6 protein-coding genes are annotated in these 12,476 nt (G+C 69.3%); 3 read left to right on the top strand and 3 right to left on the bottom strand.

The features are described 5' to 3' along the window. The first annotated feature begins 298 nt into the window (after nt 1-298). Nucleotides 299-6,379 (top strand): pullulanase-type alpha-1,6-glucosidase, encoded by a 6,081-nt coding sequence (gene pulA, locus ACGLYG10_RS16895; protein ID WP_073327898.1) that lies wholly within the window; start codon nt 299-301, stop codon nt 6,377-6,379. A 297-nt stretch (nt 6,380-6,676) separates the two neighbouring features. Here the strand turns inward: pulA (ACGLYG10_RS16895) and ACGLYG10_RS03260 are convergent, their stop codons facing one another. After that, on the bottom strand, nt 6,677-7,792 hold the full coding sequence (locus ACGLYG10_RS03260; protein WP_073327896.1) for an ABC transporter permease family protein: 1,116 nt from the start codon (nt 7,790-7,792) through the stop codon (nt 6,677-6,679). A gap of 117 nt (nt 7,793-7,909) precedes the next feature. Here ACGLYG10_RS03260 and ACGLYG10_RS03255 point away from each other — a divergent pair, with 117 nt between their 5' ends. Continuing rightward, nucleotides 7,910-8,467, top strand: coding sequence for a TetR/AcrR family transcriptional regulator (locus tag ACGLYG10_RS03255; protein WP_073327895.1), 558 nt, complete (start codon nt 7,910-7,912; stop codon nt 8,465-8,467). A 107-nt stretch (nt 8,468-8,574) separates the two neighbouring features. Beyond that, on the top strand, nt 8,575-11,415 hold the full coding sequence (gene pulA / locus ACGLYG10_RS03250) for a pullulanase-type alpha-1,6-glucosidase (protein ID WP_073327893.1): 2,841 nt from the start codon (nt 8,575-8,577) through the stop codon (nt 11,413-11,415). 158 nt (nt 11,416-11,573) lie between these two features. On the opposite strand, the gene ACGLYG10_RS16945 is transcribed toward pulA (ACGLYG10_RS03250), so the two are convergent. Then, on the bottom strand, nt 11,574-11,915 hold the full coding sequence (locus ACGLYG10_RS16945; RefSeq protein WP_073327891.1) for a HepT-like ribonuclease domain-containing protein: 342 nt from the start codon (nt 11,913-11,915) through the stop codon (nt 11,574-11,576). Beyond that, the gene (locus ACGLYG10_RS15515; RefSeq protein WP_083565434.1) at nt 11,912-12,397 is read right to left on the bottom strand and encodes a nucleotidyltransferase domain-containing protein; all 486 of its coding nucleotides are present in this window, start codon (nt 12,395-12,397) and stop codon (nt 11,912-11,914) included. Before ACGLYG10_RS15515 ends, ACGLYG10_RS16945 begins: the two co-directional genes overlap by 4 nt. Between the last annotated feature and the right edge of the window lie 79 nt (nt 12,398-12,476).

Raw genomic sequence — 12,476 nt, 5'->3', positions numbered from 1 at the left:
TCGCTGACCAGAGCATACGAACCCTTATGCGAAGGTACGAACCGTCGCGTCTACACACAAACTCCCAGGCCAACACACCCTCAAACCGGAAGAGCCGGTAACAGCGACCGACCTCGGCGATGGTTTCGACCGATCTCGGGGAGGAAGGGGTGTAAGGCGGGTGAAAGAGTTGCAGAGGTTGCAGGTTGCGGTTTCGTGTCGTACCCTCAGATGACCCGACCGGCGCCGTCAGGCTTTGGCCGGAACCCACCTCGCCCGCCCAGGCGCGGGCGCGACATGCACAGACGAAGGAGTCACCGTGCGCTTGCATTCCTTGCATACTGGGCGGCTGAAGCGTTCCCGCGCCCTCGGCGCCGTCGCTGCCACCGCCCTGGCCCTGTCCACCGGGGCGATCGGTCTGGCCGCGCAGCCCGCCGTCGCCGTCGCCGACGAGGCCGCACCGGCATCCGTGGCCCTGGTCGGCTCGCTGCAGGATGAACTCGGCTGCGGAGGCGACTGGGACCCCGCCTGTGACGTCACCGAGCTGACCGACGCCGACGGTGACGGCACCTGGGAGTACACCGCCACCGTGCCCGCCGGCGCCTACGAGATCAAGGTCGCCCTGAACGACACCTGGGACACCTCCTACGGCAAGGACGGCGGCGCCGACAACATCCCCCTCACCCTCGCCGGCGACGCCGAACTCACCTTCACCTGGAACCAGGACAGCCACCGCGTCGGGCTCGCCTCCGCCGACCTGACCGGTGACTACACCGACGCCGATGCCGCCCTGGCTGCCGCCCCGGTACGCCAGGGCACCGCTGAGCAGTTCTACTTCGTGCTCACCGACCGCTTCGCCAACGGCGACACCTCCAACGACACCGGCGGGCTCACCGGCGGCAGCGACATCACCGGCCTGGACCCCACCGACAAGGGCTACTACCACGGCGGCGACATCCAGGGCCTGATCGACCACCTGGACTACATCCAAGACCTGGGCACCACCGCCATTTGGCTGACCCCCTCCTTCACCAACCAGCCCGTTCAGGGCAGTGGCGCAGACACCTCCGCCGGCTACCACGGCTACTGGATCACCGACTTCACCTCCATCGACCCGCACCTGGGCGGCAACGAGGCGCTGGCACAGCTGCGCGACGCCCTCCACGCGCGCGGCATGAAGCTGTACCTGGACATCATCACCAACCACACCGCCGACCTCATCAGCTATGAGGAGGGCACCTACTCCTACGTCGAGACCGCCGACGTGCCCTACACCGACGCCGACGGCAACGTCATCGACATCTCCGCCCTGGCCGGTCGGGACGACTTCCCCACCCTCGACGCCGCCACCTCATTCCCCTACACGCCCGTGCGCAACGGCGACGTCATCCCCGAGGCCCTGAACGACGTCACCCTGTACCACAACCGCGGCGACTCCACCTGGACGGGTGAGTCCACCACCATGGGCGACTTCCAGGGCCTGGACGACCTGATGACGGAGAACCCGATCGTCGAGCAGACCTTCGAGGATGTCTACACCGCCTGGATGGACTTCGGCGTGGACGGCTTCCGCATCGACACCGTCAAGCACGTCAACTATGAGTTCTGGGAAGACTGGACCGCCGCCATCGACGCCCACGCCGAGGCCACCAACCCGGACTTCTTCACCTTCGGCGAGGTCTACGACGCCGACGCCACCAAGACCAGCCCCTACGTGCGTGGCACCGGCATGGACGCCACCCTCGACTTCGCCTTCCAGGCCGCCGCCCAGGGCTTCGCCCGGGGCCGGCCGACGACGAACCTGAGCACCTTCTTCGCCACCGACGACTACTACACGACCGACCACTCCAGCATCTACGCCGAGCCCACCTTCCTGGGCAACCACGACATGGGCCGCATCGGCTACCTGCTGGGCGGTGGGTCCGGCAGCGCGGACCTGCTCACCCGCTCCGAACTGGCCCACTCCCTGATGCTGCTGACCCGCGGCCAGCCGGTCATCTACTACGGCGATGAGCAGGGCCTGGCCGGCTCCGGCGGGGACAAGGACGCCCGCCAGGACATGTTCGCCACCCAGGTGGACCAGTACGCGAGTGAGCAGCTCATCGACGGAACCGTCGCCGGCTCCACCGACCGCTACGACACCGACTCCGCGCTGTATAAGCACATCGCCGAGCTCTCCCGGCTGCGGGCCACCACCCCGGCTCTGTCCACCGGCTCCCAGATCGAGCTGTACTCCCAGGACTCCGCCGGCGTATACGCCTTCGCCCGCGTGGACCGCGACGAGAAGATCGAGCACCTGGTCGCCCTGAACAACGCCGGCGAGGACCAGACCGTCACCTTCACCACTCTCACCCCCGGCGCCGCCTACACCCCGCTGTACGGCACCGACAAGGCGGTCACGGCCGACGCCGACGGCACCGTCACGCTCACCGTGCCCGCGATGAGCGCCGTCGTGCTGCGCGCCGACGCCACCGTCGCCGCCGCGGAGAACCCCACGGTCGGCTTCACCACCGCCTATGGGGCGAACCTGTCCGGTAGCACTGCGGAGATCGCCGCCGCCACCACCGCCGACCGCTGGGCGGAGACCACCTTCTCCTACCGGCCGCTCGGCACCGAGGACTGGACCACCGTCGGCACCGCCGAGGACGACACCCCGCGCGTGTACGCGGACCTGTCGGCCGTGCCCACCGGCACCGTCCTGGAGGTGCGGGCGGTAACCACCGACGCCGCCGGCAACCGGGCCGCCGCCTCCACCCTCGCCGTCGTCGGCGCCGACCTGTCCGGCGTGCAGCCGCAGGCCGACCCGGAGGCCCCCATCGACGGCCTCGAGGTCACCATCCCCGGCGACCACAACACCGAGATGGGCTGCATCTCCGACTGGCAGCCCGACTGCGAGCAGGCGCTGCTGGCCCAGGACCCGGTCTCCGGCCTGTACACCGGCACCTTCGACATCCCCGCCGGCACCTGGCAGTACAAGATCGCCATCGGCGGCACCTGGGACGAGAACTACGGTGCCGACGCCGTCGCCGGCGGCGACAACATCTACTACACCACCGACGGCGGGCCGGTCACCTTCTACTACGACGCCCGCACCCACCAGGTGTGGAACGACGCCGAGGCCCCGGCGGTGACCCTGCCCGGCTCCTTCCAGGACGAACTCGGTTGTGAATCCGACTGGGACCCCGCCTGCCTGGCCTCGATCATGCGGCCGAACGGCGACGGGACGTGGACCTTCTCCACCGCGGCACTGCCCACCGGCTCCTATGAGGTGAAGGTCGCCGTCGGCCTGTCCTGGGCGGAGAACTATGGGGTTGACGGTGCCGCGGACGGCGCCAACTACTCCTTCTCCGCCACCGCGGGCAAGAGCGTCGTCTTCACCTATGACGAGTCCTCCCACCTGCTGACCATTGAGGTCGCGGACCCGCCCGTCGCCGGCACCGGCGAGGAGCGCGCCTACTGGGTCGACTCCACCACGCTGGCCTGGCCGGTGAGCCTGCTGCCCGACGGCGTGACCCGTGCGGACGTGGTCGGCGACGACGGCACTCCCGCCGCCGACGCCCCCATCAGCCTGGGCCTGGTCACCTCCCCGGATGGCGGCGCCGCCCTGGCCGACGGGAAAGTGACGGGCGGCACCGAGACGCCGCTGCGCGTGCTCGGCAACCTGTCCGACGACGTCCTGGCCGCGCACCCCAATCTCGCCGACTACATCGCCGTCTCACCGACCGACGCCGACGGCAAGGCCCTGCTGTCCGAGGCGGAGGTCGCCGAGGCCCTCAAGGGCCAGGTGGCCGTGGTCCAGCACGGCGCCGACGGCACCGGCGCGACCGCCTTCACCGGCGTGCAGACCGCCGTCGTCATCGACTCCCTGTACGCCGACGCCGTCGCCGACGCGCCGCTGGGCGTCACCTTCGTGGGTGGCGTCCCCGATTTCGCGCTGTGGGCGCCGACCGCCCAGGCGGTCACCCTGCTGACCTGGGACACGGGCACGGCCACCGGCTCGGCCGCCCTCGTGGACGGCGACCCCGTGCGCACCGCCGCCGTGCGCGGCGACGACGGCCGCTGGACGGTGGACGGCGCCGACGCCGGCATCACCGCCGGCTCCCAGTACCTGTGGGAGGTCAAGGTGTATGCGCCGTCCACCGGGAAGGTGGAGACCAACCTGGTCACCGACCCCTATTCGGTGGGCTTGACCCTGGGCTCGGCGCGGTCGGTCGCCGTCGACCTGTCCGACCCGGACCTGGCCCCCGAGCAGTGGACGTCCACCGCCTCCCCGCTGGTCTCCTCCGACGCGGCCCGCACCATCTACGAGCTGCACGTGCGCGACTTCTCCGCCGCGGACGCCACCGTCCCGGAGGAGTACCGCGGCACCTATAAGGCCTTCACCGTCACCGACTCCGACGGCATGCAGCACCTGGCCGAACTCGCTGACGCGGGCATCGACACCGTCCACCTGCTGCCGACCTTCGACATCGCCTCGATCGAGGAGGACCGCTCCGCCCAGCAGGTGCCGGACATCCCGGCCGACGCCGGCCCGGACTCCACCGAGCAACAGGCCGCCGTGGGAGCGGTCAAGGACGCCGACGCCTACAACTGGGGCTACGACCCCTACCACTACACGACCCCCGAGGGCTCCTACGCCACCGAGGGCAACCAGGACGGCGGCGCCCGCACCTACGAGTTCCGCGAGATGGTCGGCGCCCTGCACGCCACCGGCCTGCAGGTGGTGCTGGATCAGGTCTTCAACCACACGGCCGGTGCCTGCCAGGACACCACCTCGGTGCTGGATCGGGTGGTGCCCGGCTACTACCAGCGGCTGGACGCCAAGGGAGACGTGCTCACCTCCACCTGCTGCCCCAACACCGCCACCGAGAACGCCCTGGCGGAGCGGCTCATGATCGACTCGGTGGTCACCTGGGCGCGCGACTACCACGTCGACGGCTTCCGCTTCGACCTGATGGGCTACCACTCGGTGGACACCATGAACCGGCTGCGCGCCGCCCTGGACGAGCTCACGGTTGCGAAGGACGGCGTGGACGGCTCGGCCATCTACCTGTACGGCGAGGGCTGGAACATGGGGGAGATCGCGGACAACGCGCTGTTCACCACCGCCACCCAGGGCCAGTTGGACGGTACCGGCATCGGCACCTTCAACGACCGGCTGCGCGACGCCGTCCACGGCGGCGGCCCCTTCGACGACGACCCGCGCACCTACCAGGGCTTCGGCACCGGGCTTTACACCGCCCCCAACGGATTGTCCAACAAGACCGAGGAGGAGCAGCTGGCCGACCTCGGCCACGCCACCGACCTGGTCAAACTGGGGCTGGCCGGCAACCTGAAGGACTACTCCTTCACCCAGTCCGACGGGACCGTCAAGCGTGGGGCGGAGGTCGACTACAACGGGCAGGCGGCCGGTTACGCCTCCAGTCCGGAGGAGACGATCAACTACGTGGACGCCCACGACAATGAGACGCTGTACGACCTGGGCGTCTACAAGCTGGCCGCGGACACGTCCATGGCCGACCGGGTGCGCATGAACAGCCTGTCGCTGGCCACCGTGACGCTTGGCCAGTCGCCGTCCTTCTGGGCGGCGGGCACCGAGATGCTGCGCAGCAAGTCGCTGGACCGCGACTCCTACAACTCCGGCGACTACTTCAACGCGATCGACTGGACCGGGCAGGACAACGGCTTCGGCGCCGGGCTGCCCATGGAGTCCTCCAACGGCTCCAAGTGGGACATCCAGCGCCCACTGCTGGCCGACCCCGCGCTCAAGCCCACGGCGGAGGATATTGCCGCCTCCAATGCGCAGATGCTGGACTTCCTGCGGATCCGCACCTCGACGCCGCTGTTCCACCTGGGCTCGGCCGACGCCATCCAGGCCAAGCTCTCCTTCCCGAACTCCGGGACGGACGCGACGGCCGGCGTGATCGACATGCTCATTGACGACACCGTGGGCGACGACGTGGACGCCTCGCTGGCGGGTGTGCTGGTGGTGTTCAACGCCTCCGACACCGAGGTCAGCGAGACGATCACGGACCTGGCCGGGCGGGAGTTCGTGCTGCACCAGGTTCAGGCCGATGGCTCCGACGCCGTCGTCAAGGACTCGACCTTCGACGCGGCCACCGGCACCGCCACCGTCCCGGCGCGCACCGTGGCGGTCTACGTGGAGAAGCAGGCGGGCGGCTCCACCGAGCCGACGGCCGAGCCCACAGCCGCGCCGACCGCAACGGTGGAGCCCACCGTCGTGCCGACGGGCGGGGCCACCGCCTCGCCCACGGTTACCCCGGCTGCGCCCGGAGTCGTCATGCTGTTCCGCGCCGGCGTGGTGGTGACCGTGGTGATCGCGACGGGCCTGTCACTGGCCGCGGTGGCCGCGTTCCTGCTCCGGCGTCTGCGCTTCTGAGCCGTAGCGCGTAACAACGCGGGCGGTGTCCGGGACCGAGTGATTGGTTCCGGGCGCCGCCCGCGTCGTCGCCCGCCGTCTGCTACGCGGGTTGGGCGTTAACAACGCTACTTAACGTTCTGCTGTATACCTCGGAGCCCTTCAGCAGACCGTTAACCGGCGTTGTTAACCCCGAAGTGGCGTTGCAGACGCTGGCCGGCCCCGCCGGCGCCGCGACGCCCGCCGGGACGGCCCCGAAGGCGCTCGCCTCCGTACCGTCCCGGCAGGGTCTGCATGACAGTCTGCGCGGTCGAGGTGTCAGCTCATGCGGTCTCTGCGACTGCGGCGCGCGTTGACGTATGCGCCGAGTGCGAGCAGGGCGAGGCCGCAGACGATCCAGGCGGTCAGTACCCACGGGCTGGCTCCCATGCCGGCGCCGTCGAAGTACGCGGCGGAGCGCAGCCAGGTGCCGGCCGCACCCACCGGCAGCAGCTGCCCGAAGGTTCCCCATCCACTGGGGAGCCACTGCCAGCCGGTGGCGAGGCCGGAGAGCGGGTTCGACACGAACAGCATGAGTACGGCTCCGAGTCCGAAGCCGGCGTAGCCCAGGGTCTCCTGCAGGCCGATCAGAGTCAGGGAGATCGCCGCGATGCCTAGGCTCAGGCCCGCCCACAGCAGCAGGAAGGAGCCGTCGACGGCGCCGAACCAGGTCTGCAGCACGGCGGCGACGCACAGTCCGCCGAGCGCCGCGATTGCGACGGCCCCCAGGGCTCGCCTCCACGGGGAGGTGCGCAGCACCAGGCTCAGGATCACGCCCGAGGCCATGCCGCCGAACACGAGCGGCAGCGCGATGGCGGACAGTCCAACACCGGAGGGGTCGGCTTCCGTCAGCGGGGCGACGTCGGTGACGGTGACCGTCTGCGAGGCGCTCGCCTCCTGCTGCACCTGCAGGAGCGTGGCGGCGTCGGCGCCCTGCGCCTGGGCGGCGGCCACGGCCTGGGCGTCGGACTGCGCCTCCAGCGTGGTCGCGAGATTGGTCAGCAGGGCGGCGTAGGGGCTGCCCGCGCCGGAGGCGGTGACGACCTCTATCTGTTGGCCGGACTCGTCGGCGGTGATGGTGATCCCGCCAATGGCCTCACGGTTCTCAACCGCGCCGGCCACAGCCTCGCCGTCCGCGACGACGGTTACGTCGAAGACCCCGGGTGCGGCGGTATCCAGCTGCGTCAGCAGCTGGTCCTGCACGGCCTGCGGCGCCGAGAGGGCCAGCGGCAGGTCCTGTGCCCCGGAGTTGATGGACGGGGCCAGGAACGCCAGGAGCATGAGGATGATGACGACGGGGATGCCGAGTGTGGCGAGCAGGAGCCCGCGGGTGGAACGCCGCGGGTCCGAGGGTGTGTTGGAAGCCGACGCGGCGGTAGGGGTTAGGGCGGTCATCGGTTGCTCGATTCTGTAAGTGGAGCAATTCGCTCCGGAAGTGATCCGGAGCGTATCGCTCCGGATATAGTCTGGGCAAGTCCGCGGGACCGGCTCGCGGGGGAGAGGAGCATCACCATGCGGGTGGACGCCGTCGCCAACCGGGACTCGATCATCAAGGCGGCCCGGGAGCTGTTCGCCGACGTCGGCGTCGACGTCCCCGTCAGAAGGATTGCCGCGGAGGCGGGAGTCGGGATTGGCACGCTGTACCGGCATTTTCCAGACCGGATGAGTCTGGTGGTCGGGGTCGCCGACGAGGTCTACGAACAACTTGACGCGGCCGCGGGGCGCTGCGAGCAGGCGTGGGACCGTGACCCCGAGGCCGCCTGGGCCGGTTTCGTGCGTGAGGTGGCATCGTTACGACTGGGCCGGCTGCTGACTCAGGTCGGTACCCGCTCCGAGCTGTTCGAGGCCGGCGGACTGGGACCTGCACTGCGCGAGCGCGCCGTCGCGCGCATCTCCGGTTTGCTTCAGGCGGCCCACGCTGCCGGATTGGTGCGTGAGGAGGTGGACCCGGTCCGCTTTCAGATCGGCGTGGTGGAGGTGTCGCGGCCGCTGGGGGCGATCGTCGATGAAATGGCTCCCGGCTGGCAGGACTGGCTGGTCGACGTCTACTTGCGCGGCCTGCGACCCTGAGGGCGAGCGCGCCGTCCGGGCCGCGCCGCTGCGGTGTCTTGACACAGCTTGCTACTCCCCGGAGGCATCGGACTACACTCGGCGCCAACAGGCAGGAAGGTGTTCCTATGGCCATCGTCGTCCCGGTGCATCACGACGCCCCGGTCCGCCACGAGCTCCCCGGCGTCGGAGAGGCCCGCGCCTACTGGGTGGACGAAACCACCCTGGCCTGGCCGGACGACCTGATGCCGGCGATGGTGGACGTCGAGGCGCTGCGCGTGCGCCCACCGGTCGGCACCCCGGCTCACACCCCCGTCACTTTCGGCCTGGTCGCCGCCCCCGCCGGCGGTGCTCGCCTGGTCGACGGCATCCTCGATCCGGGTCCCGAGGGCGAGGAGATCCCCCTGTGCATCCACGGCTCGCTGGAGGACCTGCTCGGTGAGGAGGCCATGGCCGCTCACCCCGCCCTGCGCGGCTACCTGGCCCTGTCCTTGGAGGACGAGTTCGGCGGTCGCCGCGTGGAGCGCGAGGACATCACCATGCTGCTGGCCGGCCAACTCGCAGTCGTCCAGCGCACCGCCGCGTCCACCGGCGGCTGGGTCACGGCCTTCACCGGCGTGCAGATCTGGCCGGTGCTGGACCGCCTGTACGCCGACGCCGCGGCTCGGGACGGCTCGGCGCCCCTCGGCGCCCACATCGCCCCCGACGGCGCCCCCGCCTTCGCCCTGTGGGCCCCGACCGCCGTCGACGTCACCCTGCTCGCCTGGCCCACCGGCGACCCCACGGGCTCCGTCCCGCTGGTCGACGGCGATCCGATTCGCGTGCCCGCATACCGCGCCGAGGCCGAGTCCTGGGACGGCCGCTGGGAAGTGGACGCGAGCAGTTCTCGTGCCGCGGGCATCGACGCCGGCTCCCAGTACTTATGGGAGGTACGCGTGTACGTCCCCGCCACCGGGGCGATTGAGACGAACCTGGTTACCGACCCGTACTCGCGGGCACTGACCGTCGACTCGCGCCGGAGCGTCGTCGTCGACCTGGGGCAGCGCGCCCTCAAACCGTCCGCCTGGCGGGAGAACCTCAGCCCCATCGTCACCAATGACGCGGCCCGCGCCATCTACGAGCTGCACGTGCGCGATTTCTCCGCCGCCGACACCTCCGTCCCCGAGGAGCTGCGCGGCACCTATGCCGCCTTCACGCTCGCCTCCGACGGCACCCGCCACCTGCGCAGTCTCGCGGCCGCCGGTATCGACACCCTGCACCTGCTGCCCACCTTCGACTTCTGCTCCGTGCCCGAGGACCGTTCCGCCCAGCACAACCCCGAGATTCCCGCCGACGCCTCCCCGGCCTCCCGGCGCCCCCAGGCCGCCGTCACCGCCGTCGGCGACTCCGACCCCTACAACTGGGGCTACGACCCCTGGCACTGGCTGGCTCCCGAGGGCTCCTATGCGCGTGCGGGCTGCCAGGACGGCGGGGCGCGCGTGCGCGAGTTCCGGGAGATGGTCGGCGCGATCCACGGCATGGGTCTGCAGGTGGTGCTCGATCAGGTCTTCAACCACACCGGGGCCTCCGGGCAGGATCCTCACAGCGTGCTCGACCGGATCGTCCCCGGCTACTACCACCGCCTCGACGCCGCCGGGAACGTGGAGATGTCCACCTGCTGCAACAACATCGCCACCGAGCACCGGATGGCCGAGCGGCTCATGATCGACGCCTGCGTGTCCTGGGTGGTCGACTACCGGGTGGACGGCTTCCGCTTCGACCTGATGGGCTACCACTCGCTTGAGACCATGGCCCGGCTCCAGGACGCGCTGGCGGAGGTTGCGGACGACGCCGTCGGCCACCCTATCTACCTGTACGGCGAGGGCTGGAACATGGGGGAGGTGGCGGACAATGCGCTGTTCACTCAGGCCACCCAGGGGCAGGTCGGCGCGCTCGGCATTGGCACCTTCAATGACCGCGTCCGTGACGCCGTCCATGGACGCGGCGCGGACACCGACCCGCGGGTGCCGCAGGGCCTGGGCAACGGCGAGCTGACCGACCCCAACGGCTTTGACGACCGCTCCGAGGAGACTCTGCGGAACGACCTCGCCTGGCGCGCCGACCTGGTGCGCCTGGCCCTGGCCGGGAACCTGCGGGACTTCGAGCTGCCCGGTCCCGACGGGCAATGGGTCAGGGGGGAGGAGATCCGCTACGGCGAGGAACCCGCCGCCTACGGGCTCGCCCCCAGCGATTCCATCAACTACGTCGACGCCCACGACGACGAGACCCTGTTCGACCGGCTCGCCTACAAGCTGCCGCTCGGTACCCCCATGGCCGAGCGCATCCGCATGAACACGCTGTGCCTGGCCACCGTCACGCTCGGGCAGTCCCCCTGCTTCTGGGCGGCGGGCACCGAGCTGTTGCGCAGCAAGTCGTTGGACACCGACTCCTACAACTCCGGCGACCACTTCAACGCCATCGACTGGACCGGGCGCGACAACGGTTGGGGTCGGGGGCTGCCGCCCGCCGCCCGCAACTTCGACACCTGGGTGGTGCAGGCCGGCATCCTCATGCACGAGGATCTGCGTCCCACCGCCGCGGATATTGCCGCCGCTCAGGAGCAGGCCCTCGACCTGTTGCGGCTGCGGCGCTCCAGTCGGCTGTTCTCCCTGGGGACGGCCGCGCTCATCCGCGAGCGCGTCTCGTTCCCTACCGCCGACGACGCCGCCCCGGGGCTGGTAATCATGCTGATCGACGACGGCGCCGGGGACAGCGACATTGACCCCGACCTCGACGGGCTGCTGGTGGTCTTCAACCCGGAACCCGGCACCGTCAAGCAGCGGGTCGACGCGCTGATGGATCGCTACTTCGAGTTGAGCGACATCCAGATGGAGGGCGCCGACCCGATCGTCAAGGACACCCGCTTCGACGCCAACACCGGCGTCATCACCGTCCCCGGCCGCACCGTCGCCGTCCTCTGCGAGCGCTGACAGTCGCTCACCGTGCCCCCTCGCCGAGATCGGTCGATATAACCATCGAGATCGGTCGACGTTACCGTCGAGATCGGTCGATATGGCGTTGCGCGGTGAGTCGGTATTCCCTATCCGTGACGGAGTACCTGCTGTTGCAGATGAACAGTCGGACAGTATCAGTTGCTGCTGAGTCTTTGATGCAGGGAACGAAGGGTCGCAACCAGCGCTGGCACGTCACGCTGAACGGTCGCTGACACGATGGTTGGATCGACTTGCAGGTAGCCGTGAGCAATGCGATTGCGCATTCCTCTTAGGAGGTGCCATTCCCCTTGGGCTGCCTCATCTCGTAGACGGGGTGGGAGCGCGCCGAACGCCTCAATGCCTGCAGCCAGGCGGAGCGATATCGCGTCAAGAGTCATGGGGTCGGTGATATCACGCTGAGCGTAGGCCTGTGCGGCTTCAAAGTGGTAGAGGGCTTCATCGATGAGCTCAAGCGGCGTGCGACTCGTGGGAGTCATAGGGGGACCGCCTCTCGGAGAACGCGATCGCGCATATAGGGGGCGACAGCGGAGTCGGGGACAAGGTCGACGCTGGTCCCCAGGATAGTTTCAAGGCGGGCCTCGAGCCGCTCCAATTCCATGAGGCTCATGGGGTGATCCATTTGAAAAAGCAGGTCGATATCTGAATCCTGGTGGTCTTTGCCGGTGGCTACCGAACCGAAAACCCTCACGTTGGAGCCCCCGGCCTCCTTGATGCACTTGGTCACCTCGGCGCGACGCGCACGCAAGCAACGAGCAAGCGGAGTTGTCCCATGAAAGTGGAGGAGGCGCGACACCTCGGGTTGAGAACGACCGATTTGGGTGGCGATCTCGGTTTGCGTCATGCCTGCGCGATGGGCGGCACGTACTGCAGAGACCAGACGCGCGCGCGCTTCGCGCACGTCCGCGTCGGTTTTCCGCGCGATTGTTGCGAGTTCGGAGGCAGAAGAAGGTGCCGCCATGGGCTAAGTATAGCAACTCTTATGCACGAAGGTGAACCGAATGCGTGTGGCCCGCCCGCGCTCGAGTGGTGGTTGCTGA

Source organism: Actinomyces glycerinitolerans (assembly GCF_900098745.1).
GTDB lineage: Bacteria > Actinomycetota > Actinomycetes > Actinomycetales > Actinomycetaceae > Actinomyces > Actinomyces glycerinitolerans.
The sequence above is the reverse complement of the archived record's forward strand: the minus strand, read 5'-3'. Positions and strand labels throughout refer to the sequence as shown.